Source organism: Comamonas sp. B-9 (assembly GCF_000410635.1).
In the GTDB taxonomy this organism is placed as follows: Bacteria; Pseudomonadota; Gammaproteobacteria; order Burkholderiales; family Burkholderiaceae_C; genus Comamonas.
On sequence record NZ_KE148666.1, the window covers coordinates 16,829 to 30,358 of the forward strand.

At 63.8% G+C, this 13,530-nt stretch carries 14 protein-coding genes; 4 read left to right on the top strand and 10 right to left on the bottom strand.

Annotation, left to right across the window (positions count from 1 at the left end; genetic code table 11):
• Together H928_RS31170 and H928_RS0123375 are read left to right on the top strand one after the other, a co-directional pair.
• Positions 1-366: FmdB family zinc ribbon protein (locus tag H928_RS31170; RefSeq protein WP_084635942.1), on the top strand; the 366-nt coding region annotated here is incomplete at its 5' end.
• 91 nt (positions 367-457) lie between these two features.
• On the top strand, positions 458-1,576 hold the full coding sequence (locus H928_RS0123375) for a Fic family protein (protein ID WP_021028664.1): 1,119 nt from the start codon (positions 458-460) through the stop codon (positions 1,574-1,576).
• A gap of 60 nt (positions 1,577-1,636) precedes the next feature.
• Here the strand turns inward: H928_RS0123375 and H928_RS0123380 are convergent, their stop codons facing one another.
• The 8 genes from H928_RS0123380 to H928_RS0123415 all read right to left on the bottom strand — a co-directional run bounded on the left by H928_RS0123380 (position 1,637) and on the right by H928_RS0123415 (position 10,276).
• A complete protein-coding gene (locus tag H928_RS0123380; RefSeq protein ID WP_021028665.1) occupies positions 1,637-2,896 on the bottom strand; it encodes a phenylacetate--CoA ligase family protein in 1,260 nt (419 codons plus the stop codon).
• A gap of 104 nt (positions 2,897-3,000) precedes the next feature.
• The gene (locus H928_RS0123385; protein WP_021028666.1) at positions 3,001-3,840 is read right to left on the bottom strand and encodes an ABC transporter ATP-binding protein; all 840 of its coding nucleotides are present in this window, start codon (positions 3,838-3,840) and stop codon (positions 3,001-3,003) included.
• Positions 3,841-3,971: 131 nt separating this feature from the next.
• Positions 3,972-5,285, bottom strand: a complete 1,314-nt coding sequence (locus tag H928_RS0123390; RefSeq protein WP_021028667.1) for an ABC transporter substrate-binding protein — start codon at positions 5,283-5,285, stop codon at positions 3,972-3,974.
• A 77-nt stretch (positions 5,286-5,362) separates the two neighbouring features.
• Positions 5,363-6,427 (bottom strand): branched-chain amino acid ABC transporter permease, encoded by a 1,065-nt coding sequence (locus H928_RS0123395; protein ID WP_021028668.1) that lies wholly within the window; start codon positions 6,425-6,427, stop codon positions 5,363-5,365.
• A 14-nt stretch (positions 6,428-6,441) separates the two neighbouring features.
• Complete coding sequence (locus H928_RS33975) at positions 6,442-6,573, bottom strand: hypothetical protein (protein WP_021028669.1); 132 nt, start codon at positions 6,571-6,573, stop codon at positions 6,442-6,444.
• Positions 6,570-7,499: a branched-chain amino acid ABC transporter permease gene (locus H928_RS0123405; protein ID WP_021028670.1), complete on the bottom strand. Its 930-nt coding sequence runs from the start codon at positions 7,497-7,499 to the stop codon at positions 6,570-6,572. Before H928_RS0123405 ends, H928_RS33975 begins: the two co-directional genes overlap by 4 nt.
• Before the next feature lie 22 nt (positions 7,500-7,521).
• Positions 7,522-8,304: an ABC transporter ATP-binding protein gene (locus H928_RS0123410; protein WP_021028671.1), complete on the bottom strand. Its 783-nt coding sequence runs from the start codon at positions 8,302-8,304 to the stop codon at positions 7,522-7,524.
• A 25-nt stretch (positions 8,305-8,329) separates the two neighbouring features.
• A complete protein-coding gene (locus tag H928_RS0123415; RefSeq protein ID WP_021028672.1) occupies positions 8,330-10,276 on the bottom strand; it encodes a long-chain fatty acid--CoA ligase in 1,947 nt (648 codons plus the stop codon).
• A 186-nt stretch (positions 10,277-10,462) separates the two neighbouring features.
• On the opposite strand from H928_RS0123415, the gene H928_RS0123420 reads away from it, so the two are divergent.
• A complete protein-coding gene (locus tag H928_RS0123420) occupies positions 10,463-11,437 on the top strand; it encodes a dienelactone hydrolase (RefSeq protein WP_021028673.1) in 975 nt (324 codons plus the stop codon).
• A gap of 11 nt (positions 11,438-11,448) precedes the next feature.
• Here the strand turns inward: H928_RS0123420 and H928_RS0123425 are convergent, their stop codons facing one another.
• Positions 11,449-11,703, bottom strand: a complete 255-nt coding sequence (locus H928_RS0123425; protein WP_021028674.1) for an acyl-CoA-binding protein — start codon at positions 11,701-11,703, stop codon at positions 11,449-11,451.
• 200 nt (positions 11,704-11,903) lie between these two features.
• Between H928_RS0123425 and H928_RS29525 the strand changes: the two genes are divergently transcribed.
• Positions 11,904-12,644 (top strand): Crp/Fnr family transcriptional regulator, encoded by a 741-nt coding sequence (locus tag H928_RS29525; protein WP_021028675.1) that lies wholly within the window; start codon positions 11,904-11,906, stop codon positions 12,642-12,644.
• A gap of 5 nt (positions 12,645-12,649) precedes the next feature.
• Here the strand turns inward: H928_RS29525 and H928_RS0123435 are convergent, their stop codons facing one another.
• Entirely contained in the window at positions 12,650-12,874 is a 225-nt protein-coding gene (locus H928_RS0123435) for a hypothetical protein (protein ID WP_021028676.1), read from the bottom strand.
• Between the last annotated feature and the right edge of the window lie 656 nt (positions 12,875-13,530).

A 13,530-nucleotide genomic window follows, 5' to 3' on the forward strand; every position in this document is an offset into this window, starting at 1 on the left:
CCAACTTATGACTCCCCCTGCCAGCACTGCGGCGCGTTCGACGCGCTGCGCCGCCTGTCCGACCGCAACCTGGCCTGCGCCTGCCCGCAGTGTGGCGCGGCCTCCGAGCGCGTCATCACCCAGGCCCCGCGCCTGGCCTGTACCTCTCCCCAGCAGCGCCGCGCCGCCGAGGTCAACGAGCGCGCCCGCCATGCGCCGCGCATGTCGCGCGACAACGACCCTGGTGCAGGGAGCTATGGGCGGCTGCGGCATCCCAGTGGCTGCGGTTGCTGCAGTGGGGGCGCCAAAACCAATAACGCTGCTGCAGCGGCGCAGCCGGCGCTGAAAAGCCAGGTGGGGAACCGGCCCTGGATGATCAGCCACTGAGGGGCTGGGATCAGCGATGCCTCGGCCCACAGCCAGACCAGTTTTAGGGGCGACATAGACATTTGCGGCGTTTAGGTCTATTATTCACCGCATGTTTAGCGGTGAATATATCTGGCAATCCCCGCACTGGCCTCAGTGGCAGTTCGATAGCGATGCCCTGGCTGCTCCGCTGGCGCAGGTCAGCCAGGCGCAAGGCATGCTGCTGGGCCGCTTGGCGGATGTCGGCATGGGCCTTAGGGATCAGGCGAGCCTGGCTGCGCTGACGCAGGATGTGCTCAAGACTTCCGAGATCGAAGGGGAGTCGCTCAATGTGGCATCCGTGCGCTCTTCCATCGCCCGGCGGTTGGGGCTGGATATTGGGGCGCTTGCACCGGTAGACCGCCATGTGGAGGGTGTGGTCGAGATGGTGCTCGACGCGACGGCAAACCACCAGCAAGCCGTCACCGAGCAGCGTATCTATGGCTGGCATGCCGCCTTGTTCCCGACCGGCTATTCGGGCATGAGCAAGATAGCGGTGGGCACATGGCGTGATGACGCAGCGGGACCCATGCAGGTGGTATCCGGCCCGATCGGCCGCCAGAAAGTGCATTACGAAGCGCCTCCGGCGCGCCAAGTACCAGCGGAGATGGCCAAGCTGCTGGCCTGGATCAATGACCCGGCGCCTTCCACCCTTCCGGCATTGCTCAAATCTGGTTTGGGCCATTTGTGGTTTGTGACGATCCACCCATTTGATGACGGCAATGGCCGTATGGCGCGGGCCATCGGTGATCTGCTGTTGGCGCGTGCGGATGGCAGTGCGCAACGCTTTTACAGCCTGTCTGCCCAGATACAGCGGGAGCGCAAGGCCTATTACGAGGTTCTGGAGCGCACGCAAAAAGGCGGTATGGATGTGACGCCATGGCTGCTGTGGTTTTTGCAGACCTTGCAACAGGCGGTCCTGCAAGCGAACGAGGGCTTGGAGGTCGTCCTGTACAAGGCGCGGTTTTGGCGCCATTGGGCGATGACGCCGATGAACGAGCGCCATATCAAGGTGCTGAACCGCTTGCTCGATGGCTTTGATGGAAAGCTCACCACCGGAAAATGGGCGGCCATTGCCAAGTGTTCCAGCGACACGGCACTGCGGGATATCAACGAGCTGCTGGCATTGGGCGTATTGTCCAAGGAATCAGCAGGTGGGCGCAGCACGAGTTATGTGCTCAGCCCGGTATAGCGTGGTGGGGCGGGCCAGCAGATGCGGCAGGCGCCGGACCGGGTCCAGCGCCATGTTTGCTCAATCGTAACTCCGCGCATCCTCAATCACCTTGCCGTCATTGGGCAGCTCGCCGGGACGCAGCAGCGCGATGTCGGCGCGCAGCTTGGTGACTTCGCGCACGGCGTCGGCGATCTGTTCGGCCAGGCCCGCGCCCAGCTCGGTGGTTTCCACCTGCAGGCTCATCTGGTCCTGGGCCATCGCGCCGCTGACGACCAGACGGGCCTTTTGCACCTGGGGAAAGCGTTTGACGACCTCGGCAATCTGGCCGGGGTGCACAAACATGCCGCGCACCTTGGTGGTTTGGTCGGCGCGGCCCATCCAGCCCTTGATGCGGGTGTTGGTACGGCCGCTGGGGCATTGGCCGGGCAGCACGGCCGACAGGTCGCCGGTGCCAAAGCGGATCAGTGGGTAGTCGGTGTTGAGGGTGGTGACGACCAGTTCGCCCACCTCGCCTTCGGCCACCGGGTCGCCGGTGCCGGGGCGCACGATCTCGACAATCACGTTCTCGTCCAGCACCAGGCCTTCGCGGGCTTCGGTCTCATAGGCGATCAGGCCCAGGTCGGCGGTGGCATAGCACTGGTAGGCGGCGACACCCCGGGCGCTGAACCAATCGCGCAGCGACGGTGGGCAGGCCTCGCCGGAGACCAGGGCCTTGGTCAGCGAGGCAATGCGCTGGCCCTGGGCCTCGGCTTTTTCCAGGATGATCTTCAAAAAGCTGGGCGTGCCGATGTAGCCATGGGGGTGCAGGTCGGCCATGGCCTGCACCTGCTGCTCGGTCTGGCCCGTGCCGGCGGGGAAGACGGTGGCGCCCAGCGCCTGGGCGCCCGATTCCATCATCGAGCCGGCGGGCACAAAGTGGTAGCTGAAGCTGTTGTGCACCAGCTCGCCGGCGCGAAAGCCGGCTGCATAGATGGCGCGGGCCATGCGCCAGTAGTCGGGGCGCTGGCCTTCGGGCTCATAGATGGGACCGGGGCTGGCAAACATGCGCGGCATGGCGCTGCCAAACGGCGCGGTGTTGAAGCCGCCAAAGATGGCGCGGCCCGGGTGCTGGGCGCGCTCGGCCTTCTGGCGCTCGAGCAGCTCATGCTTGCGGGTGACGGGCAACTGCGCCAGCGCCGCGCGGCTGTTGATGCGGGCGGCATCGACCCCTTGCAGGATGCTGGCAAAGGCGGGGGAGTGTTGCTGGGCGTGCCGAATCTGGGCGGGCAGGCGGGCCATCAGATCGGCTTCGCGGGCAGCGGGGGCGCGGGACTCCAGATCGTCGTAGTGCGGGCTCATGCGGTTTCTCCGGGACGGGTAATCGGTATTTTTTGGGGGCGAATCTGCCGCAGACGCCGGCATCTGGGCATCGGCCGGCGCGGTAATCGGATCGTTGCAGGGACTTAGGCCAGCCAGCGTTTTCTGCGCTTGTAGCTCTTGACGTCCTTGAAGCTCTTGCGCTCGCCGCCGCCCATGCCCAGGTAGAACTCCTTGACGTCCTCGTTGTTGGCGAGGTCCTTGGCGGCGCCGTCCATCATGATGCGGCCGCTCTCCATGATGTAGCCGTAGTCGGCGTACTTCAGCGCCATGTTGGTGTTCTGCTCGGCCAGTACGAAGGTGACCTTTTCCTTCTGGTTCAGGTCCTGCACGATGTTGAAGACTTCTTCGACGATCTGCGGCGCCAGGCCCATCGAGGGCTCATCGAGCAGCACCAGGCGCGGGTTGCTCATCAGCGCGCGGCCAATGGCGCACATCTGTTGCTCGCCGCCCGAGGTGTAGGCCGCCTGGCTGGTGCGGCGCGTCTTGAGGCGGGGGAAATAGTTGTAGACCTTGTCCAGGTTGGCGGCAATCTCGCCCTTGCTGGTGCGGGTGTAGCTGCCGGTGAGCAGGTTCTCTTCGATGGTCAGGTGGGCGAAGCAGTGCCGGCCCTCCATCACCTGCACGACGCCGCGCTTGACCAGGTCCGATGGGGTCAGCGCTTCGATGCGTTCGCCTTCGAGCTCGATGCTGCCCTTGGTGACTTCGCCGCGCTCGCCCTTGAGCAGGTTGGAGATGGCGCGCAAGGTGGTGGTCTTGCCGGCGCCATTGCCGCCCAGGATGGCCACGATCGATTCGCGCGGCACCGACAGCGAGACGCCTTTGAGCACCAGGATCACATGGTTGTAGATCACCTCGATGCCGTTGACGACCAAAAGCGGCGCTGCTGCGGATGGGGTGGAAGCTGTTTGCGGGGAATCGGTCATGCCGTCACCTGATCTCTCAACAAAATGGAGGGCGGGCGGCCCCGGGGAAGCGGGCGCCTTCCGCAGTGGAAGGGCGCCAGGGGCCAGCCACGAGAGGCCCCGGGCCCATCAGGCCCAGGGACCACGCAGCCTTAGCTGCAGGAACGCGGCGTCACGTTCTTTTCCTTGGCGTACTTGTCGGCGTATTCCTTGACCAGTGGGTCGATCAAGGTCTTGTCCGATTGGTACCAGTCCGAGGTCACGTTGAACTTGCTGCCGTCCCAGGTGGCGATACGGGCCCAGTCGGCACCCAGGTGGTTGTCACAGCTGGTCTTGAAGGGGCGGATGATCTTGCCAAAGCCCAGCTCGTTCAAGCGCTCCTGGGTCATGTTCATGTTTTCCAGGCCCCAGCGCACCTGCTCGGAGGTCATGACCTTGCCCTTGCCGTACTTCTCTTGGGCGGTGCGGATGGCTTCGACCTGCAGCATCGCGATCACCATGCCGCGCGTGTGTGCCAGCTGGCCCAGCTCCTTGGGATCGGACGCAGTGCCCTGGCCCTTGTCGTACAGCGAGGCCTTCACGTCGTCATGCACCTTGTCGCGCTCGGCGGTGTTGTGGATGGTGACGGTGTTGTAGCCCTTGGCGCCGGCACCGATGTCCTTGACGTCATGGTCGGAGCCGCCCCACCAGATGGCGTACATCTTCTCGCGCGGGTAGCCGGTGGCCTGGGCTTCGCGCACGGCAGTTGGCGTCATCACGCCGGCCGACCACAGCAGCACATAGTCAGGGCGGTTCTGGCGGATCTGCAGCCAGGTGGATTTCTGCTCTACGCCGGGGGCGGTGACGGGCAGCAGCATCAGGTCAAAGCCTTCCTTGGCGGCGCGCTTTTGCAGCAGCGGGATGGGTTCCTTGCCATAAGGCGAGTCATGGTAGACCAGCGCGATCTTCTTGCCCTTGAGGCTGCCCTTTTCCTTCTTCAGGATGTCCTGCACGATGGAATCGGCAGCGGTCCAGTAGTTGCCCAGCAGCGGGAAGTTCCACTCGAACACCTTGCCATCGGCCGATTGCGACAGGCCGTAACCAGGGGTGATGACGGGCATCTTGTCGCCCGCGGCCTTGTCGGTCACGGCAAAGGTGATGCCGGTCGATTGCGTGTCAAAGCCGGAAGCGCCGCCGTCGCGGCCCTTGAGGCGCTCATAGCATTCCACGCCCTTGGCGGTGTCGTAGGCGGTTTCGCACTCTTCGAACTTGATCTTCACGCCGTTGATGCCGCCCTTGGCATTGACGAGCTTGAGGTAGTCCTGCTTGCCGTCACCCCATGGGATGCCCAGCGGTGCGAACTGGCCGGTGCGGTAGACCAGCAGCGGAACGAATTGCTCCTGGGCTTGCGCGGCCGGGGCAGCCATCATGGCCCCCATACCCAGGGCTGCCGTAGCAGCGGCGATCACAGCTTTCTTGAAAGACATGGTTCTATCTCCTTAGGGTTGTTGGGGCGGGTGACCCCCACTTGCGAACACTCTGCGTTGCTCTCGGTAAAAAACACTCAATGCGGGAACGGCCACAGACGCAGCTTCTGGCGGGCCGTGGCCCACAGCTTGGCCAATCCATGGGGTTCGACAATCAGGAAAAACACGATCAGCGCGCCAAACACCATGTGCTCCAGGTAGGTGGCGGTCGCCGTCGAGATCGGCAGGCCCAGCCAGTGCGGCACCTGGGTCAGAAAGATCGGCAGCAGCACAAAGAAGGCCGCGCCAAAGATGCTGCCCACGATGGAGCCCAGGCCGCCGATGATGATCATGAACAGCAGCTGAAAGGACCGGTCCAGGCTGAAGGCGGCGGGCTCCCAGGCGCCCAGGTGGACAAAGCCCCAGAGCGCGCCAGCAATGCCGACGATAAAGCTGCTGACGGCAAAGGCCGAGAGCTTGGCGTACATGGGGCGGATGCCGATCACGCTGGCGGCCACATCCATGTCGCGCATGGCCATCCACTCGCGGCCGATGGCGCTGCGCACCAGGTTCTTGGCCATCAGGCCCAGCACGCAGAGGATGACCAGGCAGAACAGGTACTTCTGCACCGGCGTCTCGATCGGCATGCCGAACACCTGCAGCTTGCCGGCGCTGACCGAGCCGGACGAGGAGTAGTTGCTGACCCAGGCGGCGCGGCTGGTGAGCCAGTCCATGAAGAACTGGGCCGCCAGGGTGGCCACGGCCAGGTACAGACCACGAATGCGCAGGCTGGGCAGGCCAAACAGTACGCCGACCAGCATGGACACCAGGCCGCCACCGATCAGCGACAGGATCAATGGCATGCCTTCAAAGCGCACATGGAAGTTGTAGGCCGCATAGGCGCCGGCTGCCATGAAGGCGCCAGTGCCCAGCGAGATCTGGCCGCAGTAGCCCACCAGGATGTTGAGCCCGATGGCGCCCAGCGACATGATCAGAAAGGGGATCAGCACCGCCTTGAAGGTGTAGTCGCTAAAGCCCAGGGGCACCAGCACAAAGGCCACCAGCAGCAGGGCGAGCATGGCCCACTTGTCCTGCAGCACCGGGAAGATCTGCTGATCGGCCGCGTAGCTGGTCTTGAACTGGCCATTTTCACGATAAAACATAGGTCAGTCTCCAGTTACACGCGGTCAATGATCTTGTACACATGGGCGCAGCCTGCGGCTGCCTGCTGCAGCAGCTTGCTGCAGCCACCGCATTCGCACTGCGAATGCGGTGCCGATTTCGCAAAATTCTTGTAGATGTATTTCATACACGGTCAATAATTTTGTCGCCGAACAGTCCTTGCGGACGGAACAGCAGGAAGCACAGCGCCAGGCCGTAGGCAAACCAGGTCTCGATACCGCCGCCTACATAGGGGCCCAGGTAGACCTCGGAGAGCTTCTCGCCCACGCCGATGATCAGGCCGCCGACGATGGCGCCGGGCACCGAGGTGAGGCCGCCCAGAATCACGACGGGCAAGGCCTTCAGGGCGACCAGGGACAGCGAATACTGCACGCCCAGCTTGGAGCCCCAGATGATGCCGACCACCAGCGCCACGCAGCCGGCTACCGACCAGACGATGACCCAGATGCGCGAGAGCGGAATGCCGATGGACTGGGCGGCCTGGTGGTCATCGGCCACGGCGCGCAGCGCGCGGCCGGTCTTGGTCTTTTGAAAGAACACGCTCAGCACCAGCACCAGCACGGCGGCAATGCCGGCGGCATACAGGTCTTCCTGGCTGATCAGCACGCCGCCCTGGAACATGTTTTCCAGCACGAACATGGGGTCCTTGGGCATGCCCACATTGATGCTGTAGACGGCCGAGCCAAAGATCATCGGGCCCAGGCCGTCGAGGAAGTAGGCGATGCCCAAGGTGGCCATCAGCAGCGCGATGGGCTCCTGGTTGACGAGGTAGCGCAGCGCAAAGCGCTCGATCGCCCAGGCCACGCCGACCATGATGACCATCGCGACGACAAGCGCCAGCGCGATGCTGAGCACGCCGGGCTCCATGCCCAGCCATTTTGGAATCCATTCGGAAAAGCGGGCCATCGCCAGCGCGGCAAACAGCACCATCGCCCCCATGGCGAAGTTGAAGACGCCCGAGGCCTTGAAGATCAGCACAAAGCCCAGCGCGATCAGCGCGTAGAGCATGCCCACCATCAGGCCACCAAACAAAGTTTCAAGAAAAAATGCCATTGCGGTCCCCTGGGGTCTGTGCTCAGTGGCCCGCGCCCAGATAGGCGCGGATCACATCTTCGTTATTGCGGACTTCTTCGGGCGTGCCGTCGCCAATCTTCTTGCCGTAATCCAGCACCACCACCCGGTCGGAGATATCCATCACCACGCCCATGTCGTGCTCGATCAGCACGATGGTGGTGCCGAACTCGTCATTCACATCGAGGATGAAGCGGCACATGTCCTGCTTTTCCTCGACGTTCATGCCGGCCATCGGCTCATCGAGCAGCAGCACCTTGGGCTCCATCGCCAGCGCGCGGCCCAGGTCGACCCGTTTTTGCAGGCCGTAGGGCAGCTGGCCCACGGGCGTCTTGCGAAAGGCCTGGATCTCCAGAAAGTCGATGATGTGCTCGACAAACTCGCGCTGCTGGATCTCTTCGCGCTGGGCCGGGCCCAGGCGCAGCGCCTGCAGCAGCAGGTTGCTTTTGATCTGCAGGTTGCGGCCGGTCATGATGTTGTCGATCACGCTCATGCCCTTGAACAGCGCCAGGTTCTGGAAGGTGCGGGCCACGCCCATCTCGGCGACCTGGCGGCTGTTCATGTGTGCAAAGGTCTGGCCGCGAAAGCTGATCGCGCCTTCGGAGGGCGTGTAGACGCCGTTGATGCAGTTGAGCATGGAGCTCTTGCCGGCGCCGTTGGGGCCGATGATGGAGCGGATCTCATGCTCCTTGACGTTGAAGGAGATATCCGTCAGCGCCTTGACGCCGCCAAAGCGCAGGCTGATGTTCTTGATGTCAAGAATGACGTCACCGATTTTTTTGCTCATGGGTGGCTTTCTCTTGGCTGGGCGCTCAGGCAACCGACTTCAGCGGCGCGAAGGTCTTGCTGTCGGCGATCTTCAAGGTGGCGCTGACGCTGCCGCTGCGGCCGTCCTCGAACTTCACCTGGGTCTCGATGAACTGCTCGCTGCGCCCGGCGTAGAGCGCATCGACCAGCACGCCGTACTTGTCGGCGATAAAGCCACGGCGCACCTTGTTGGTACGGGTCAGCTCGCCGTCATCGGCATCGAGCTCCTTGTGCAGGATCAAAAAGCGCGTCACCTGGCTGCCGGCCAGCATCGCATCGGTGGCCAGGTCGGCATTGACCTTCTCGACACAGTTCTGGATCAAGGTGTAGACCTGCGGCTTTTGTGCCAGGTCGGTGTAGCCGGCGTAGGGCAGGTTCTGGCGTTCGGCCCAGTTGCCGACAGCTTCGAAGTCGATGTTGATCATCGCGCAGACCTTCTCGCGCCCATCCCCCAGGGCCACGGCCTCCTTGATGAAGGGGAAGAACTTGAGCTTGTTCTCGACATACTTGGGCGCAAACATCGCGCCGTCGTTGCTGCCGCCTTTGAGGCGGCCCACGTCCTTGACGCGGTCGATGATCTTGAGCTGGCCGCTCTTGTCCAGAAAGCCGGCATCGCTGGTGTGGTACCAGCCGTCTTCGCTCAGCACCTCGGCCGTTGCCTTGGGGTTCTTGTAGTACTCCTTCAAGAGGCCGGGGGACTTCACCAGAATCTCGCCGTTGTCGGCCATCTTGATCTCGACGCCGCGAATCGGGTTGCCCACGGTATCGGCAAACACCTGGTTGTCGGGCTGGATGCAGACGAACACGGCGGTCTCGGTCGAGCCGTAGAGCTGCTTCAAGTTGATGCCGATGGAGCGGAAAAAGCTGAACAGGTCGGGGCCAATCGCCTCGCCGGCCGTATAGGCCACGCGCACGCGGCTAAAGCCCATGTTGTTGCGCAGCGGGCCAAACACCATCAGGTCGCCCAGCTTGTAGCTGATCTTGTCCAAGAGGCTCACCGGTTGGCCATCGCGCAGCGCCGGGCCCACACGCTTGGCTACTGCCATGAAGTGCTGGAACATCTTGCGCTTGATGAGGCCGGCGTCTTCCATGCGGATCATCACGCTGGTCAGAATGCCTTCGAACACGCGCGGCGGCGCAAAGTAGTAGGTGGGGCCGACTTCCTTGAGGTCGATCTGCACGGTGGCATTGGACTCGGGGCAGTTCACCACATAGCCGCAGGCCAGCCATTGCGAGTAGCTGAAGATGTTCTGGCCGATCCAGGCCGGGGGCAGGTAGGCCAGCACTTCCTCGCCATGGCCGAGCTTTTCAAACTCGGCGCCGGCCGAGGCGCTCTCCAGCAGCGAGCGGTGGGTGTGCACCACGCCCTTGGGGTTGCCGGTGGTGCCGGAGGTGAAGAACATCGCCGCCACATCGCCGTTGTGGGTGGCCTCGACCTGCTGCTGGAACCAGCCGGGGTTGGCCGCCACAAAGCTCTCGCCGCTGGCGATCAGGCTGTCGAGCGAGGCCAGGCCGGGCTCTTCGTAGTTGCGCAGGCCGCGCGGGTCGTCGTAGTAGACATGGCTGATCTGCGGGCATTGCTCGCGCAGCTCCATCAGCTTGTCGACCTGCTCCTGGTCTTCGACCAGGCAAAAGCGCACCTCGGCATTGTTCAGCGGGAACACGCATTCGGCCGCCACCGCGTCCTGGTACAGCGGCACAGGGATGGCGCCAATCGACTGGGCGGCCAGCATGCTGGCATACAGGCGCGGGCGGTTGGCCCCCATCAGCACCAGGTGCTCGCCGCGCGCCAGGCCCGCTTGCGACAGACCGGCCGCTATCTTGGCCACCATCACCGCCAGCTCGGACCAGCTATAGCTTTGCCAAATGCCGTATTCCTTTTCACGCAATGCTGCGGCCCCGGGCCGATTGGCCGCGTGCTGCAGCAATAGCTTGGGAAATGTCGTTGACATGGTTGTCTCCTATGCCGTTTTTTGTAGATCACAAGTGCCATGCCTTGCGTCCTGTTGAAACCGAATGTAGATTCAGCTTTGACGTTGTTTTGTCTTTATGACGACAATCTGCGGGAAAACGCTGTAGGTACTTTCCTGCGGCTGGCAAATATTCCGGCGCTTGGGCCGAAGACGGGGAGATATCGGATGGGACGTTGTCGATCTGCGCTGCTGGCAGCGCTGTTGGCGGGTAGCGCTTGGGCGGCACACAGCGCGGGCCTGCAGCGGTTCATGGTCGCGGGCGAGCCGCCGCTGCAGGCCATGCTCTGGACGCCTTGCGCCCAGCCGCCAGAGCCCATCAAGCGCGGGCCTTTTGAGCTGATGGCGACGGACAATTGCCCGGTCGCTGCCAGCGGCAAGCTGCCCTGGGTGGTCCTCTCGCATGGCTATGCGGGCAGTGCGCTCAGCCACTGGACGATGGCCTCCGCATTGGCCGATGGCGGTATCGCCGTGCTGAGCCTGAACCACCGCCTGGACTCTGCCATGAACCTGGCGCAAGGCGGCAGTTTTGCGGCGCTGGAGGCGCGGCCCGCCGATGTGCGCCGCGCGATCGATGGCGTGCTGGCAGACAGCCGCTGGAGCGCCGTGCTGGATGCGCAGCGCATCGGCTTTTTGGGTTTTTCACGCGGGGCCTATACCGGCCTGGTGCTCGCCGGTGCCAGGCCCGATTTTGCGCAGTTGGCGGGCCATTGCCCCGAGCCGCAGTCGCCCCTGTGCCAGGCGATCGCGCAGGGACAGGCGCCTGCGCTGAAGCCCCAGCCGGAGCCACGCATCAAAGCCATGGTGCTGGCCGATCCGCTGGCGGCTTTTGGTGCCAGCAGTGGTTTGGAAAAGCTGAAGCTGCCGCTGCAGCTGTGGGCGTCAGAACAAGGTGGGGAGGGCGTGCCTGCGGGTTCGGTGCAGGCGCTGGCCGCGCTGCTGCCTGCCGGCAAGGCCGGGAGTGACAAGCCGCCGGTGCATGCCGTGGCAGGTGCCGCGCACTTTGCGTTTTTGGCGCCCTGCAGTGCGCAGCTGGCGGCCGCCGCGCCCCAGATCTGCAGCGACCCGGCAGGCTTTGACCGCCGCGCTTTTCAACAGCGCTGGGCGGCTGAGGTGCTGGCGTTTTTCCGCCAGCAACTATAGCTAAGGCTGGTTTAGAGCAGCTCTTGGATCATGTCGATGTACTGCTGCTTGGCATCATCCTGCGCCATGCCCTTGCACTGGTTCCAGGCGTTCCACTTGGCCGAGGCAACAAAGTCGGTAAAGCCGGGCTTGGGCTCATTGTTGTCGCCATGCGCGCCCTGCTTGTACAGACCATAGAGCTTGAGCAGGGTCTGGTTGTCGGGGCGCTCGCTCATGTTCAGGGCGGCTTCCTTGGCGGCTTCAAAAGCGGTGTTCAGATCGGACATGGGGACCTCATGGTGTGGGGATGATGGAGCAGGGCTGCCAGTGTAGCCTGCAGCAGCGCGCGCAAGTCCGGGCTTTTTTCTGATGTCTCACGGCTGCGACCGCCCGCAGCGCTGGCTTGCTGCGCAGGTGACAAATGCAGGACTGGCCTTGGTAACCACCCCCTTTGCAGCCGCATCAAGCTGGTGCATTCTTGGCCGCCATGAGCCCGCATGCCTCTCTCTACCAACGCCGCCGTGCCCCGCATGCTGCGGAAGTGGCCGACATCCCCTGGATCCCCGTTCTGCAGCCTGCCGAGCGCGACTATGCCGTGCGCCAGCTGATGGTGACCGAGGCCGAGCCGGGCGAGTATGTCTGCCGCGTCGGCAAGCCGGTGACCTACTGGTTTGGCGTGATCGAGGGCCTCTTGAAGATGAGCGCCGAAGACAGCGAGGGCCGCACGATGACCTTTGCCGGCCTGCCACGCACCGGCTGGTTTGGCGAGGGCACGGCGCTCAAGCGCGAGATCTACCGCTACGACATCCAGGCGCTGCGCAAAAGCTCCGTCTGCGGTATCCCCGTCGATGCCTTCCATTGGCTGCTGGACCATTCGCTGGGCTTTAACCGCTTTGTGATGCACCAGCTCAACGAGCGGCTGGCGCAGTTCATCAGTGCCCGCGAGATTGACCGTTTGAACCGCCCCGAAGAGCGGGTGGCCCGCACGCTCGCTGCGCTGTTCAATCCCGTGCTCTGCCCGGGGGTGAGCGACGTGCTGCGCATCACCCAGCAGGAACTGGCCTACCTGGTGGGCCTGTCGCGCCAGCGGGTGAACGAAGCCCTGGCCGCCTTGCAGCACCAGGGCTTTATCCGCATCGAATACGGCGGTCTGCGTGTGCTCGATCTGCAGGCCCTGCGCGGACAGGGCTGGCTGGTCAAGCCGCAGCGCGCCGATTTCGACTTGTAGCGCTGTTATGGCTTGGTGGCCGGGGCGGCGGGCGTCTCGGGCGTCGCGCCTGCCGGTGGTGGTGCGGGCATCGAGCCTCCGGGCGTGGTGTTGTCCGGGGTGGCGCGTGGCATCGGCGCGTTGGAGGCGCCCTTGTCGCAACCGCTCAAAGCCGCAACGCCCAGGACCAGGGCAGCAGCGGGCAGCCAGTACAGCGCATGGCGCGGGGTGCTTTGGGTAGTGGTCTTCATTCTTATCTCCTCAATAATGAATAAGTCCATGCTACGCCTCAATAATTGCTGCTTTTAAGCGCGCTTGCAGTGCTCACATCTATACGCATTCCGATGCATATCGCGCTAACCCGCATGGGCAGGGGCTTGGCGGGCTGTGGTGGTGGGCGATAGCGGTGGGAATGCGGAGGCGCATGGCCAGCGGCTGGGCATTTACGTAAGTAAGGGGCCAAGTTGTAAGTGCTGCTGAAAAAACAGGCAGGGGGCCTGCTCCTCTTTGTGCACAGACTTATCCACAGCTGCCATAGCCGTGCGCCCTGCTTGGAATGGCAAGACACGCGACAATAGCGGGCTATGTCAAATCCCCGCTCTCCAGCTGATTCGCCTGCCGCCGACGATGGCGAAGGCCGCAAAAAACTCACCCTGACCCGCAAACCCGCGCCCGCTCCCGTCCCGCGTGGCCGTGACGGAGGGCCGGGTGCGGACCGTCCGCGATCAGCTGGTGGCCCACGCCCCACAGGGCCCCGTCCTGGCGGCGACAGCCGATTCAGCGACAACCGAGGCGGCAGGGACAGCCGTGATGGTCGTGATAACCGTGACGCGCGCGACAGCCGGGATAGCTGGCCGGGTCGCGATAGGCCGGGCCTCGACAGGCCGGGCCGCGACAGCCGCGACGG